Below are 15,037 nucleotides of genomic sequence, written 5' to 3'. Positions count from 1 at the left end.
AATGCCTTGAGCTGTCAAAAAAATCCAGCTCGCCGGTAGGCGAGCTCATCGGCGTCATCTGCGGATCGTCTTGCGGCTACGATTCGGCGTGATGTTTCTCGGTGCGTGTTTTCAGTTCGCGTAGAACCGTCAGTTCTTGGTCGTCCGGCTCGGCGGTTTCGCTGACGTCGTCGGCGAAGGCGATGTCCCAACCGGTGGCTTCGATCACGTCGGCGCGGGTCACGCCCGGGTGCAGCGAGGTGACCGTCAGTTCCTTGGTGGTCGGGTCAGGCTGCATCACGCACAGGTCGGTGATCACCCGGGTCGGACCTTTGCCGATGTTGGGTACGCCGTCGCGGGCGGTGCCGTCGCGGCCAAAGCCGACCGTGGTGACGAAATCCACCGCTTCCACGAAAGTTCGCTTGGACTGCTTGAGAGTGATGAAGATCTCGCCGGTAGCCGTGGCCATTTCCGGGGCCCCGCCGCCGCCCGGCAGGCGAACCTTCGGATCGGTGTAATCGCCGATCAGCGTGGTGTTGAGGTTGGCGTATTTATCGATCTGCGCCGCGCCCAGAAAACCGACGTCGATCTTGCCGCCCTGAACCCAGTAGCGGAACATCTCGGGCACCGACACCGTGGTCAGCGCGGTCTCGCACAGCTCGCCGTCGCCGATCGACAGTGGCAGCACGTCCGGCTTGGTCTCCAGCGTGCCGGATTCATAGATCAGCACCACGTCGGGGGCATGGGTCAGGCGCGCCAGGTTGGCGGCCTCGCTCGGTAACCCGATGCCCACGAAACAGCTCTGACCGTTGGTGAGCGCCCGCGAGGCGGTGACCGTCATCATTTCGGAAGCACTGTAGCGTTCGCTCATGCCGAGGCTCCGTTGTCGGCGGTGGTGTTGAACACGTGTTCGTCGAGCCACGCATTGAAGGCGTCGCGATCGCGAGAGATCGGGTCCCAGTCCTTGTAGAACTTGTTGGACCGTGGGTAGTAGCCGTGGGTATAGGACGGCTTGGCGCCGCCCGGGGCCTTGGCGACGGCGGTGATCACCCAGGCCGGGATCACGCAGGCGTTGGGGCCGCAATCCAGCTCGTCGACGATCTCCTCGACCGTCACGATCGAATGTTTTGCCGCCAGCACGGCTTCCTTCTGGACGCCGATAATGCCTTCGACCAGCACGTTGCCGTGCTTGTCGGCTTTCTGCGCGTGCACGATCGAGACATCCGGCCGGATCGACGGCACTGCGGCCAGTTTTTCGCCAGTGAACGGGCAGTCGATGAACTTGATCTGGTCGTTGACCTTGGGCAGATCCGAGCCGATGTAGCCGCGCAGGATCGCCAGCGGTAGCCCGGCCGCGCCCGCCTCGAAGGCGTTGGCCATGGCGGCATGGCTGTGTTCGAGAATCTCGATCTGATGCGGCCAGCCTTTTTCCACGGCATCGCGCAGTCGATGCAACGAACCCACACCGGGATTGCCGCCCCAGGAAAAGATCAGCTTTTTCGCGCAACCGGCGCCGATCATCTGATCGTAGATCAGGTCCGGGGTCATGCGGATCAGCGTGAGATCACGTTTTTTCTGACGGATGATTTCGTGGCCGGCGGCAAAAGGAATCAGATGGGTAAAGCCTTCCAGCGCCACGGTGGCGCCGTCGGCCACATATCGGTCCACGGCCTCCGCCAGGGACAGGAATTCGGCCATGCGGGTACTCCTGCGATATTCGTTATGCGAACTAAGGTTTGCTATACGAATAAACTATGCCGGCTTGTTGTATCCGTCAATAACCTTTAGGTCGGCCAAGGGGTTGGACGAGCGGCGCATGTCAACGCTGGCACAGCCGGTTTGCCACGCGGTCGACCTGGGCAGCGCTCGTGCCGACATAGGCGGCCGGGTCGACGGTCGAGCGTACACGTTCGGGGTCGAATGCCTCAGCAACGACGGGCAGGGTGAGCAGCGCATCCGCATAGCTGCAGCGCTCGCGCCGGGCCGTTTCGGCCGCCTGCGCGGCTAATGCTTTCGCCCGGTCGGTCGACATGGCTTCTTGCAGCAGCGCGATCGTCGGCGCGGCCAGGTTGGCGCCGTGGGCCAGGGCGAGATTGGCACGCATCGCTTCCCGATCGATCTGCAGTTCGCCGAGCAGCGGAGCCAGGGTTTCGAGGGCACCCTCGAGCAACAGCACGGCATCGACCAGCGGTGCCCACTCGGCGTGCCACTCGCCGAAGGCACGTTCGTGGGCCTGGGCGCCCGCGCCATGGAGCGTGCCCACCGCGGCATGGATCTGGCGGGCGGCGGCACGAATCCGGGCGCTGCCGACGGGGTTGGCTTTGTGCGGCATCGATGACGAACCGCCGGCGCCGGTGGCGGCCGGTTCGCGGGCTTCACCGACTTCCGTCTGGGCCATGAAGGCGATATCGGTGGCGATCTTCTCGGCGGCTACGGCGACCGCGCCGATTGCATCAATGAGGGCCAGTATCGGCTGGCGGTCGGTATGCCAGGGCAGCAGCGGTCGGTTCAGACCGAGCCGTTCGGCGAGCGCATCCATCAGTTCGAGCCCGTCGTCGAGCCCGTGGTGGGTCCCGACCGGCCCGCCGAACTGGACGAACAGGCCCTGGTCATGCGCATCACGCAGCCGCCGCTCGGCCGCGGCCAGGCCGGTGAGCCACTGACCGACTTTAGCGCCGAAGGTGATCGGCAACGCCTGCTGGGTCAGCGTGCGTCCGATCATCGGGGTCTCGCGGTGCTGTCGCATCAGGGCCGTCCCGCCCTCGATCGCCGTGTCGACAAGAGTGAGGCAGCGCGCCAGCCGGGGCTTGATGAGCAGCATCAGCGCCGAGTCGATGACGTCCTGACTGGTGGCGCCCTTGTGGAAGGAGGCTTGCAGCGACTCGGGCAGCAGGGCCTTGGCCTGCTTGACGAACGGGATGGCGACATTGCCGCCGTCGGCGGCGTTTGCAGCCAGCGCCTCGGTGTCAAAATGCGTCGGCCGGATATGCCGGGCGAGCTCGTCCGATGTGCCGGCTGGCAGGTGCCCGAAGGTTTCTTCGACGTGAGCCAGCGCCAGTTCGAAAGTGCACATGGCTTCGATGAAGGCGGCCGCGTCGCAAGCCGCAACGCCGGTCGGGCTCATGAAGGGATGGCGCAGGAATCGATCGTACATGAGGCGTCCAAGGCTGCCGGGCACTGCCCGTCACCACGCGAATGGCGTGTCGAGGGCCACGATGCCGCTTGGGCCACCCCTGTCGATCCGCTTCGCGTGATGATCGTGTTTACCGCAGGCTCGGTATGGCCGCTGTCAATAAGCCGGCCCAAACCGCGCCCGTATCGTGCAGCACGATAGTCGCGCTCATCCTCTCTCGGCAAACCTGACGTCGATCAGGTTTGCCATGCGATGCGCGTCAGCCGATGGTGCGTTCGATCTGCTGGCTGGTCTCCAGAAGAAGGGGCAGGAATTCCTGTTCGAGTTGCGCCTTCGGCACGCGGGCGGCGTTGGTGCTTACGTTCAGTGCGCCGAGCAGATGACCGTGCTGATTGCGCACCGGCACGGCCAGCGACCGTAGGCCGGATTCCAGTTCCTGATCGAGAATGCAGTAGCCCTGCTCGCGGACCTCGTCGATACGCGCGCGCAGGATGTCCGGGTCGGTGATGGTATTCGCGGTATAAGCGACGAGTTCACCCCGGGCCAGAATCTGCTCGAGTCGATCGGGGGTATAGGCCAACAGGACGCGCCCCATCGAGGTTGCTGCTGCCGGTAGGCGTGAGCCGATGTTCAGCGCCACGGTCATCAGCCGGTGCGGCGCGGCGGAACGGGCGACATAGATGACGTCGGTGCCGTCGAGTACGCCCATCGACGAGGATTCGCCGGTGATCTCGGTGATGTGCTCGAGATGTTGGCGCACGACCCGCTGATAGCCGTTGGCCGAGAGAAAGGCATAGCCGAGATCGAGGGCGCGCGGCGTCAGCTCGAAATAACGATCCTGCTTGCGGACATAGCCGAGGCCGTGGAGCGTGAGCAGGAAACGCCGGGCCTTGGCGCGGTTGATGCCGTTGCGGGTGGCGACTTCGCTCAGGGTCATGCGTGGATGATCCCGGTCGAAGGCCCGGATGATCTCCAGGCCGGTCGCCAGGGCGCTGACAAAGTCGCGATGATCGGGGGCCAGCGGTGGGCTGTCGATGTCCTGGGCGTCCTGCGTCACTCGGCTGGATCCTCACGGGATTTGATGATCGAGCGAATCTATCAGTCGAGCGCGTTTGTACGCAATGCGAACACGGTGACGATTTTGGATCGCCGCGGTTCAATGCGGCACGACTACCGTCGATACCGCTCGCGGTGACCATCATGGCCGATGGGGCTTCGTCGTTTTTCCCGAACCTCGTGCTGGCGTCGCCCGGCGCGTTCGGCAAGACTGCGCTGACCCTGTTCGCCCCGCTATCATGACGTCTTCATGCCGAAACCGGACGCGCTGTGAACATCCTATTGTTGAACGGTCCCAATCTGAACCTGCTGGGCGATCGCGAACCCGATATCTACGGCGCGACCACGCTAACCGACATCGAGCGGACGCTGGCACACCGGGCCGCTGAACAGGGGGCCGAACTCGCTGCCTTCCAGACCAATCACGAAGGTGAGGCGATCGAGCGTATTCATGCGGCTCGCGGCGAGGCTGATGCCATCATCATCAATCCGGCGGCCTGGACGCATACGTCCATCGCCTTGCTCGATGCGCTCAAGGCCTTCGAAGGGCCGGTGGTCGAAGTGCATTTGTCGAACGTGCATCAGCGCGAATCGTTCCGGCATCACTCTTATGTCTCGAAACGGGCCGACGGGGTAATCGCCGGGCTGGGTGCCTACGGCTATGCCGCGGCGCTGGATTTCGTCGTCCAGCGTCTGAGTGGGGCGGCGTTTCCCTGATATCTGCCGATTGCTGCGGCCTCGGCGCGTCTGCAAATCGCCAACGGCCGCACCCAAAGACCGAATCAAGCGGAGCGATGACGTGATTGTTCGCCTTGCGTTCTTTTGGCCGTAGTGCGAACTTCATGCCAGTGACGCTCTTGGATCCAGTCTCGGATCGGGGCGCCGCGATGACCGGTATTCGAACAACGATTGAGGAGTCGAAGCACATGAAGGAACTGGCATTGCTGATTGGCGGACAATCGCAGGCGGCTGCCCAGGGCGCGATCTTCGAACGGTGTAACCCGGCTGGCGGCGACGTGGTCACGCGAGCAGCGGCGGCTACAGTCGCTGACGCCGAAGCCGCGGCTGAGGCGGCGGCAGCCGCGTTCGCGCACTGGTCGGCGACCGGCCCGGGTGAACGACGCATGAAACTGCTGGCTGCCGCGGATGCGCTGGAGGCACGGACTGAGGCTTTCACCGAGGCCATGGTGGAGGAAACCGGGGCAACGGCTGTATGGGCCGGTTTCAACGTACACGTGGCGGCCGGCATGCTGCGTGAAGCGGCCGGGCTGACGACCCAGATTCAGGGCGCCACGATCCCCAGCGACGTGCCCGGCAATCTGGCCATGTCCATGCGCGTGCCCTGCGGCCCGATCCTCGGGATCGCGCCCTGGAATGCGCCGGTGATTCTGGGCACGCGGGCGATCGCGACGGCGCTGGCTTGTGGCAATACGGTCGTGCTCAAGGCTTCCGAACAGTGCCCGGCCGTGCATCACCTGATCGGCGAGGCGCTGATCGAGGCGGGGCTGGGGGACGGCGTCGTCAACGTGGTGACCAACGCGCCCGAGGATGCGCCGGACGTAGTGCGCGCGCTGATCGAACATCCGGCGATCGCCCGGGTGAACTTCACCGGCTCGAGCCCGGTCGGCCGGATCATCGGCCAGACCGCGGCCGGCGTGTTCAAGCCGGCGCTGCTGGAACTCGGCGGCAAGGCGCCGTTTCTCGTGGCCGATGACGCCGATCTGGATGCGGCGGTTGCGGCGGCGGCCTTCGGCGCTTTCTTCCATCAGGGCCAGATCTGCATGTCGACCGAACGATTGGTCGTGGCCGACGCGGTGGCGGATGACTTCGCCGAGCGCCTTGCGGCCAAGGTCGCCACGCTCAAGGCCGGCGATCCACGCCATGAGAATACGCCGCTGGGCACGTTGATCGGCGAGCCGTCGCGGCGCCATCTCAACGAGCTGATCGCCGATGCGAAGGCCAAGGGGGCCAAGGTGCTGGTCGGGGGCGAGGCTGATTCGGTCATTATGCAGCCGACCGTGCTGGATCAGGTCACCCCGGAGATGCGGATCTACGGTGAGGAATCGTTCGGCCCGGTGGTCGCGTTGGTGCGCGTGGCCGGCGGCGATGACGAGTTGGTTCGCGTGGCTAACGATACGGAATACGGCCTGTCGGCCGCCGTGTTCTCTGGCAACGGCGCGCGCGGCATGGCGATCGCTCAGCGCATTCGTTCGGGGATTTGTCATGTCAACGGCCCGACCGTGCACGATGAGCCACAGATGCCCTTTGGTGGCGTGAAAGCCAGCGGCTATGGGCGCTTTGGTGGCCAAGCCGGCATCGCTGAATTCACCGAGCTGCGCTGGGTGACGATGCAAGGCGGCGATCGGCACTATCCGATCTGAAGCTGGCGCCGCGCTACGAAGCCGGTGGTGCAGCGGCCGGAAACCGCGGCGGTCGCGCAATCCAGTCCGCCGATGAACGCGAAGTGCGCTAATCGCGGACCGGTATTTCGACCCGGATAATGCGGGGCGCCGTTTGCTTGTCGGGCTTTGTTCCTTCGAAAAAGACTGCCCGCAGATTCACGCAGATGCGGTTCGGCTGTCGCGGCGTAGCGGGTCCGAGGCGCCAAGCGGCGACCGAGTCACACAAGGCTTGCCTCCGAATGATTCGCTGGGGAACGAAGCGCATACCGCAATTCGCGCCCCGACCGAACTCATGCCCCTAACGATGAACCCCCATCTGCGTGATCTGCGAAATCTGCGGATAAATGCCTCAATGAACGAAGAGACAGATCACGCAGCGCCCCGACACCAGGAGGTCGTGATTCCAGTCCGCTAATGAACGCGAACGACGCCAATGGCGGATTGGTATTTCGACCTGGAGGAGGCCGGGCGCCGTTTGCTTGTCGGGCTTCGTTCCCTGGAGGAAGACTGTGTGCAGATCAACGCAGATTCACGCAGATGCGGTTCGGCTTTCGCGGCGTAGCAGGCCCGGGGCGCTAACGGGCGGCGGAGTCGAACAGAGCTTGCAACTCAATTGATTTGTTCGTGAACGAAGGGCATACGCCGCGACCGAACTCATGCCGCTAACGACTAACCGCCATCTGCGTGATCTGCGACATCTGCGGATTAATGCCTTAAGGAAAGAATGACAGGCCAGACGGCGTCTCCAAACCCGCAGATGTCGCAAACCTGGTCCGCCCATGAACGAATGCCCCTGCACCATTTCGAGCAGAAGCCGGACATCAGCCGGCGATCCGTTCCCGCCTATATGACTAAAGGTTTAATACCAACAGGGCATTGTCCGGCTCATATAGTTATACGTAATCTCGAGTTCGAATAACGACTAATAGAACGCATAGCGAACAAATCCGGGGTGCGGCATCTAGGTTCCCAGGTCTCCGGCGGACATGCCGCCTTCGCCAGAACGCCGGCACGAGCGGAAGCGTTTCGTTGATCGCGGATTTTATCGAACGATGAACAAGGGAGGAGCAATGACAAAGCAGAAAACGGCCCCGGGTATGGCCGGCGGGCACCATCCAGCGGGCGATCGCGCAAACACCGCAAACCTTTTTCTAAAGGGAGCGCCCGTAGCGCTGGCTGTGATCGCCCTGTCGGCGTTCGCGTCTACGGCATCGGCGACTGAAGACGGTACAACGCATTATCCTGTAGGCGTGAATACCGTTGCGGACGGCTACACGCCGATGCCGGGAACCTTGGAGCTTTATAACTATTCCGTTGGCCATTGGAGCAACACCCTCGCCAACAACTCGGGCAACGAAACCATTCCCGGCTTTTCCAACTCGGGGGCGGTTGACGCATTGCGCGTGATGTATACGTTCGCCAAGCCGATCGGGCCGTTTCATTACACCATGGGCGGCGTCCTGCAGTTCTCTTACAATCATCTGGATGTTGGCCGAGAGTCCGATTCGGCGACCAATCTCGGCGATCTCGATTTCCAGAACTATCTATCTTACGTCTCGCCGGGCCATAAATTATTCATGTACTTCGGCCTGGATACGTACATGCCGACCGGACGGTACAACAAGAACCATCTGGTTAATCCCGGTAAGAATTACTGGTCGTTCGATCCGAGCATCAATGTGACTTATCACGTGAACGACAAGTTGGCGCTCAACAGCGTCGTTTACGCCGAATTCAATACCAAGAACAGCGCAACCCATTACCAGTCCGGTAATTCGGTGGATACGGATTTCGCCGCGAACTATCGCCCGTTCGTGCATGAATCCGAGGATTCGTTCGCACAGCACCTGGGTTTCGGCATCGGCGGGTACTTTCTGAAGCAGTACACCGACGACGAGATCGACGGGCAAACCGTGGGCCCCGATGGCCATCGCGCACAGGCATTCGGCATCGGTCCGCAAGTGATCTACTACACCAAATTCGGTGGGTTCGCCTTGAAATACCAGCATGATCTGGCCGTCAGAAATCGGGCCGCGTCGGACACGGTCTGGTTCCAGTTTGCTGTTCCTCTGCTGGGGAGCTTCCGTCACGTCGGAACCGAATAGCGGGGTCGGCGGATGCAGTCAGCGGGCCGGGAGGGCATGGCCGGAAAGCCCATCCCGGCCCGAACATGCATCCGATTGATCGACGCCGCCGGTATAATGAAATCAGCGCTTTCCGCCATCGAGGCGATTTGTGGCGACATCCGGCGGCACCACGCCATTCACGCAACTGCTTAAACCCGTACACGACCGCGTACGCGGCTGGATCATCGATACGGTCGCGACGCACGACAAGTTCGGCATCGACTACGATGCGCCGGTCGGGGATCGGGGGCTGTTCGGCCCGGATTCGGTGACCTGGAAGATCCATGCCGACTTCCCGGGCATGATGGCCGGCGGCATCGCGGCGCTCATGCTGCAGACGCTGCACCCAAGAGCGCTGGCCGGCGTGTGGGATCATTCGCGTTTTCGCGAGGACCCGCTGGGGCGGCTGCGCAATACCACCACGTTCGTAGCCGCGACCAGTTATGCGCCGACGGCCGATGCGGAGCGGCTGATCGGTATCGTCGATCGCATGCATGCCCGCGTGGTCGGCGAAACGCCGGAAGGCGAACCTTATGACGCCCGCGATCCGGAGCTGCTGACCTGGGTGCACTGCACCGAGATGGCGATGTTCCTGGAAGGCTACAAGCGCTATCGCCGGGCCGATCTGCCGGCCGGGGCGGAGGATGCCTATTTCGACGAAACGCGCTGTATTGCCGAGAAACTCGGGGCCCGTAATGTGCCGGCGTCGCGCGCCGAGATGACGGAGTATTTTGCGGCGGTACAGCCACAGCTGCGTTTCGACGAACGATCGCGTGCCACGCTCGCCGTGCTGGAAGCGATGGAGCTGCCCGTGCCGGTTGCCGGCGTCTCGCGGCGTACGTTCCTCGGCGCCGGCGCCGCGCTGTTGCCGGAATGGGCGCGGGCTCATATCGGGCGCTCGCGGCGGGAAAGACTCGTCGATCGGGCAGCCGCGGCCGCGCTGGGCCGGGTCGCTCCGATGATCCGGGCGTCGATGAGCGAAGGTGTTGCCATGCGCTCGGCCCGTCGCTGCGGCGCCGGTCGTGAGGCTCTCGTCTTCGATTGAGGATGCGGCGGCGTTCAATCGCCGGGCAGGTTCGGCATGGGCCGGATGAATGGCGCCGGGTCGATCGCACCGCCAGCGACGTAGACACCGAAGTGTAGATGCGTCGGCCCGCCGGCGGCGTTGCCCGAGTTGCCGACATAACCGATGATCTGGCCGGCGTCGACGCGCGTCCCGCTCTTCACCGCGAAATGATCGAGATGGGCGTAATAGAACCGCGGCCCGATGAAGCCCGACGACAGAAAAATATAGTGGCCGCCGAGCCCGCCGTTTCCGGTGGATACGCGGCCATCCACGACCGCCCGTACCGCTGTATCGCGATCGGCAAAGATATCCACGCCCTTGTGCCGGCGCTTGCCGCCATCGCGCGGGGCACCGAAGCCGCCCCCGATGTCGTATTCGTGCCCGCCGACGACGGGAAACGGCAACGAGCCGCCGCGCACGATCGCCAGTCGGGCCTGAATCGAAACGCCCAGCTCTGGTTGGAACACCAGACGGTAATGCCCGTTGTCGCGTGCCGTGTATTGATGGGGGCGGCCGTCGGCATGCAACGTCGCGACCGTGTGCCAGTCGGCTGAAGCACGCCCGTCGTCGCTGTGCTGTAGACTGGCGAACAGGCGTCCGCTATCGGGGGCGGCGCGGGACAAGCGCCAGCGCAACGCCATGCCACGCGCCAGTGGGGTCTCGAATACGCGCGCCCGGACCGTTTCAGGGCGGAAAACGAGTCGGGCTTGTTGTCGGTTGTCCAGCGCGGTGGGCCGGGCTGCTGCCACGGCTTCGCGCCATGCGAGGCCAATGGGCGTGTCGTAGAGGCCCGCCAGGCGCAGCCGCCAGACATAGACATCGCGTGGCGACATGCCGGCAATGAGCAACACGGCATGAGTTGCCCGCGCCGCTGTTGCGCCGGCGTCATGACGCCAGCTCGGGCGCGCATAGAGCAGGCCAATCAGACTGGCCAGCAGTAGCGCGAGCAGCAAGGTCCGGCGTCGCCCCGGCTGACGGGATTCTTGATTTTTCAGCTCGGTCATTTCGGTTGTTTCGGCAAGCCGGATAAAGCGTCTATCGGGTGTATCCAACATCTTGAGTACCAATACGGATGTTGGATGCAATCAGGGGCGTTTACGGTTTCTAGCCTCATTTACATCGCACGGAGCCGGGCATGAGCCACAACGATACCGATCTGGGATTGATGGATGCCGGGCAGCTGGCCGAGCTGTTCGAATCCGGCGAGGCTTCGCCGCTGGAAGCCACGCGGGCCGCACTCGACCGCATCGACCGATTCAACGAGGCGGTCAACGCCTATGTCTACGTCGATCGCGAAGGTGCGGAAGAAGCCGCCAAGAAGTCGGCGCGTCGTTGGGGCCAGGGTAAGCCGCTTTCGCCCATCGATGGTGTGCCCGTTTCGATGAAAGATCTGACCGAAGTGGCCGGCATGCCGGCGCGCGAAGGCTCGGCGACCACCGGGACCGATCTGTGCGAGACGGACGCGCCGCCGGCCGCCAAGCTTCGCGAAGCCGGCGCGGTGCTGCTTGGCAAGACCAATACGCCGGAATTCGGCTGGAAGGCCGTGACCGATAACCGCGTGTTCGGCGCGACCTGCAACCCGTGGGATACGCGTCTCACGCCCGGCGGGTCGTCCGGCGGCGCCGCCGCGGCGGCCGCGCTCAATATGGGTGTGTTGCATCAAGGCGGCGATTCCGGCGGCTCGATCCGTATCCCGGCGGCATTTACCGGCGTATTCGGGCTCAAACCGACGTTCGGTTGGACCCCGCAATGGCCGCCGGCCAAAATGCCGACGCTGTCGCATATCGGCCCGTTGACGCGTCATCCGCGCGATGCGGCCCGCATGCTCAACGTGATCGGCCGCTATGATTTCCGCGATCCCTATGCCCAGCGCGGCCAGCCTGAGGATTGGGGCGTGGATCTCGATTGCGATCTGCGCGGCTTGCGTATCGCCTACTCGCCCGATCTCGGCTATGCCAAGGTCGATCCCGACATCGCCGCGCGGGTGCGCGAAGCAGCGCATAAACTCGAGGATCTCGGCGCCGAGGTGGTGGAGATTCACCCCGGTTTCGAGTCGCCGATCGAGATCTTCCAGCGGCTGTGGTTCACCGCCTCGGAAGAAGTTTGGAACCAGTGCGACGAGGAAGGCCGCAACCTGCTCGATCCGGGCTTGGTACGCAATGCCAAGACGGCGGAGCGCTGGAGCGCGCTGGATCTGTTCCAGGCTCTCGATGCGCGCGCCAAGCTCACTCAGAAGCTCGAACACTTCAATCAGGACTATCATCTGTTGATGACGCCCTCGGTGCCGATCGAGCCGTTCGAGATCAATCAGGAAGTCCCGCCCGGCAGCGACATGACCGACTGGGAGGAATGGGCGCCATTCTCGTATCCGTTCAATCTCAGCCAGCAGCCGGCCGCATCGATTCCCTGCGGTTTCACTGATTCCGGCCTGCCGGTCGGCTTCCAGCTTGCCGGCGGCAAGTTCGACGATGTCCGCGTGCTGCGCGCGGCCAATGCGTATATGGACGCCCATCCGGCGCGCCTGCCGACGGTGCCGGATCCGGCCCAGTAAGGCTGATTGCAACCCGCCGAATGCTGGTGGGGGCTTAGGGCGTCTCTCGTGACGACAGGCCCTAACATCGCCGTCGATGTAATCGAACGGCTGCCGGCTTAGGCTGGCGGCCGTTCGCTGCGTCTGGATAATAAGCGGCTCCGACTCTGCCATGTCTCATCGAGAGCCGAAATGTCCGAACTGACTATCCGGGCCGCCGAGCCTGCCGACGCCGAACAGATCCTGGGGTTTATCACTGAACTCGCGATCTACGAAAAAGCCGAGCACGAGGTTGTCGCGACGGTGGAGGATATTCGCGAACGCCTGTTCGGCGCGGACGCCAGTGTTTATGCGCTGATGGCCGAAGTGGCCGGCGAACCGGTCGGCTTCGCCGTGTATTTCCTGAACTTCTCCACCTGGCTGGGCCGCCACGGCATCTTTCTCGAGGATCTGTACATCACGCCGTCCGCGCGCGGACAGGGCCATGCCACCACGCTGTTGCGCTATCTGGCACAGATGGCGGTCGAGCAGGGCTACGGCCGTTTCGAATGGAACGTGCTGGACTGGAATGCACCGGCCATCGGCTTCTACGAATCGCTCGGCGCGACGCCGCAGAGCGAGTGGATCGGCTATCGGCTCGAGGGTGAGGCGTTGGCCGCGTTTGCCGCAACGCCGAATCGATAGACGCCCCGCGCGGCCGGTGAATCCGGCTATTTGACGCCGGCTCGGTTAGCCGCAGATCGAGGCGACGATCGTCTCGGTGTCGTATACGCGACAGAACTCGTGGTCGAGACTGGCCAGATTGACCCCGTGCACCGTCTCGGCATCGATCCGCGTGCCGTCGACCGCCTGTCGTTCGAAGGCGGCGGTCGCGTCACCGGCCAGAATGACGTCGAACCCGAGATTGCCGGCCATGCGGGTAGAGGTCGACACACAATGGTCGGTCGTCAGGCCCGCGATGACGAGCGAGCGGATGCCGGCGCGGTCAAGCGCGGTTTCCAGGGGCGTGCCGATGAATGCGCTGTTGACGCGCTTGCTCAGCCACATCTCGCCCGCGGCGGGCTCGAACCCTGGCTTGAACGCATGACCCGGCGAATCGGGCCGTAGTGCAGAGCCCGGCTCGGTCGAGCTGTGCTGAATATGCACGATCGGGCGGTTGGTCTCGCGCCAGCGCGCCAGCAGGAGCAACGCATTGCGTTCCGCGTCCGGATTGTTGCGTGATCCGGCGGCGGGGTCGTCAAAGGCTGCCTGGAAATCGATCAGCAACAGCGCGCGGTGCTCAGTTGCCATGACCTTGCAGGCTTTGTTCCTTCTGGGCGAGCTGGTTCCGAAACGCTGGGTCCAGCGACGCCGGATCGATGCGATAGCCGCCCGACAACACCGGGATGAACTCGTTGTTGTCGCCGGCCCGGATCGGACTCACGTATTCCCAGACGATCTTGCCGGCGTGGTTCACCTCGATCATCCGGCCGCCGTCCGACTCGGTGATCAGCGTATCGCCGTTGGCCAGGCGCTGGTCGGTGGATCGGATCGGGCTGGACAAGGGTTGGCCGGGGCTGCCGTCGTAGGACCACACGATCTTGTCATTGTGCGGATTGAACTCGATCACGCGCGACGGGTTGTGCGGCTTCATGTTGCCGAGGTTATCGAACATCAGGATATGGCCGTTGGGCAGCACGTGCGGATCGTGTGGCGCGAGCCAGTTGCCGTGCATGGCCCAGACGATGCGCTGGGCCTTCGGGTCCACCAGTGCCAGCAGGTTGATCTGGCGGAACATGACCAATACGTCACCCGGCTTGCCGAAGCCCAGCGCCTTGATGTCCTTGGGCCCGAGCCAGTCGACCGTATTCACGTGCAGCGGGTCGAACTGAGCGAACCACGGTTCGCCGCGGCGTAGCGATACGCCGTAGGGCGAGCGCGCCAGCATGCGCGTGAGCGAGAGCTTGGACAGCTGCTTGCCGTCCGGGGACAGCGTGACCAGGAAATCCTCGAGATAGGGCGTTGGCACGAAGCCGTAGCCGGCCAGCGGCTGCTTCGTGAAGTCGTGGGTCAGCGTGACGATGCGGCCGTCGTTGGTGAAATCGAAATCGTGGTGCACATGCGCGAGATAACGCCAGACGATATGCGAATCGGCGTCCAGCTCGACCATGCCGTAACCCCAGGGCGTGTCGTTGCCCGAAATATAGATCGCCACCAGATGCCCGTTAGGCAGCAGCTTGGCGCGCCGCATATAGATGAGATCATCTTTCTGCGGGTCCTGAACCGCCGCGTTCTGGGTCCATACCTTGGAAAACGGCATCTTCCATTCGTGGATCACATGCCCGTCGGCATCGATCAGACGGGCGACGTTGGCATCACCCGACGTGAACAGCGTGTAGCCGGGCTGCATCTGCGCGGCGTCGTGCACGGTCACGCCGCGCGCGTTGGTGCGAGCCCGGCGCCATAAGTCGGTGGCGAGCGGGTTTACCGATGTCCGGGACTGCGCCAGCTCCGCGGTCGCGGCCTGGTAGGCATCGTGGAAGATGGGGTACGGCCAGACCTGGGTCAGGCTGACGGCGATGCCGGCCGCAAACGCCAGGAACAGCACCGCCAGGACATACAACGCGTTCGCGAGATAGCTCAGTTTCATGATCCGCCGGGCCCGGGCGCCACGGGCCACACCCGGACGCGGAAGCGAGCGGCCGAGTGTAGCAAGAGCGATTGGCTCGACGCTGACCGTTCGTCGCGGTCGTGCGGTACGGCCAC

Annotated in this window: 13 protein-coding genes; 6 read left to right on the top strand and 7 right to left on the bottom strand. The window is 63.7% G+C overall.

What is annotated here, in order from left to right; genetic code table 11:
- Positions 1–76 precede the first annotated feature (76 nt).
- From C41B8_RS03345 to C41B8_RS03330, 4 genes are all read right to left on the bottom strand, one after another.
- Positions 77–850, bottom strand: a complete 774-nt coding sequence (locus tag C41B8_RS03345; protein WP_037334081.1) for a CoA-transferase subunit beta — start codon at positions 848–850, stop codon at positions 77–79.
- Entirely contained in the window at positions 847–1,677 is an 831-nt protein-coding gene (locus C41B8_RS03340; protein ID WP_037334079.1) for a CoA transferase subunit A, read from the bottom strand. Before C41B8_RS03340 ends, C41B8_RS03345 begins: the two co-directional genes overlap by 4 nt.
- A gap of 121 nt (positions 1,678–1,798) precedes the next feature.
- The gene (locus C41B8_RS03335) at positions 1,799–3,133 is read right to left on the bottom strand and encodes a class-II fumarase/aspartase family protein (protein ID WP_037334075.1); all 1,335 of its coding nucleotides are present in this window, start codon (positions 3,131–3,133) and stop codon (positions 1,799–1,801) included.
- 238 nt (positions 3,134–3,371) lie between these two features.
- Entirely contained in the window at positions 3,372–4,169 is a 798-nt protein-coding gene (locus C41B8_RS03330) for an IclR family transcriptional regulator domain-containing protein (RefSeq protein ID WP_198025034.1), read from the bottom strand.
- A 269-nt stretch (positions 4,170–4,438) separates the two neighbouring features.
- On the opposite strand from C41B8_RS03330, the gene aroQ reads away from it, so the two are divergent.
- The 4 genes from aroQ to C41B8_RS03310 all read left to right on the top strand — a co-directional run bounded on the left by aroQ (position 4,439) and on the right by C41B8_RS03310 (position 9,741).
- Positions 4,439–4,885, top strand: a complete 447-nt coding sequence (aroQ, locus tag C41B8_RS03325) for a type II 3-dehydroquinate dehydratase (RefSeq protein ID WP_037334070.1) — start codon at positions 4,439–4,441, stop codon at positions 4,883–4,885.
- A 209-nt stretch (positions 4,886–5,094) separates the two neighbouring features.
- Positions 5,095–6,549, top strand: a complete 1,455-nt coding sequence (locus C41B8_RS03320; protein WP_037334066.1) for an aldehyde dehydrogenase — start codon at positions 5,095–5,097, stop codon at positions 6,547–6,549.
- Between the two features lie 1,118 nt (positions 6,550–7,667).
- A complete protein-coding gene (locus C41B8_RS03315; RefSeq protein ID WP_198025033.1) occupies positions 7,668–8,675 on the top strand; it encodes a SphA family protein in 1,008 nt (335 codons plus the stop codon).
- Between the two features lie 130 nt (positions 8,676–8,805).
- A complete protein-coding gene (locus C41B8_RS03310; protein ID WP_037334059.1) occupies positions 8,806–9,741 on the top strand; it encodes an oxygenase MpaB family protein in 936 nt (311 codons plus the stop codon).
- Between the two features lie 14 nt (positions 9,742–9,755).
- Here C41B8_RS03310 and C41B8_RS03305 read toward each other — a convergent pair whose 3' ends face one another.
- Positions 9,756–10,766 (bottom strand): M23 family metallopeptidase, encoded by a 1,011-nt coding sequence (locus C41B8_RS03305; protein WP_051882941.1) that lies wholly within the window; start codon positions 10,764–10,766, stop codon positions 9,756–9,758.
- A gap of 131 nt (positions 10,767–10,897) precedes the next feature.
- Here C41B8_RS03305 and C41B8_RS03300 point away from each other — a divergent pair, with 131 nt between their 5' ends.
- Both C41B8_RS03300 and C41B8_RS03295 read left to right on the top strand, forming a co-directional pair.
- Positions 10,898–12,313, top strand: coding sequence for an amidase (locus C41B8_RS03300; RefSeq protein WP_037334056.1), 1,416 nt, complete (start codon positions 10,898–10,900; stop codon positions 12,311–12,313).
- A gap of 171 nt (positions 12,314–12,484) precedes the next feature.
- Positions 12,485–12,976, top strand: a complete 492-nt coding sequence (locus C41B8_RS03295) for a GNAT family N-acetyltransferase (protein WP_037334054.1) — start codon at positions 12,485–12,487, stop codon at positions 12,974–12,976.
- A gap of 45 nt (positions 12,977–13,021) precedes the next feature.
- Here the strand turns inward: C41B8_RS03295 and C41B8_RS03290 are convergent, their stop codons facing one another.
- Together C41B8_RS03290 and C41B8_RS03285 are read right to left on the bottom strand one after the other, a co-directional pair.
- Complete coding sequence (locus C41B8_RS03290; protein ID WP_037334051.1) at positions 13,022–13,582, bottom strand: cysteine hydrolase family protein; 561 nt, start codon at positions 13,580–13,582, stop codon at positions 13,022–13,024.
- Positions 13,572–14,921 (bottom strand): arylsulfotransferase family protein, encoded by a 1,350-nt coding sequence (locus C41B8_RS03285; protein ID WP_156962395.1) that lies wholly within the window; start codon positions 14,919–14,921, stop codon positions 13,572–13,574. Before C41B8_RS03285 ends, C41B8_RS03290 begins: the two co-directional genes overlap by 11 nt.
- Between the last annotated feature and the right edge of the window lie 116 nt (positions 14,922–15,037).

The sequence above is a fragment of the Salinisphaera hydrothermalis C41B8 genome (assembly GCF_000732535.1).
In the GTDB taxonomy this organism is placed as follows: Bacteria; Pseudomonadota; Gammaproteobacteria; order Nevskiales; family Salinisphaeraceae; genus Salinisphaera; species Salinisphaera hydrothermalis.
This window is presented reverse-complemented; position numbering and strand designations above follow the sequence as displayed.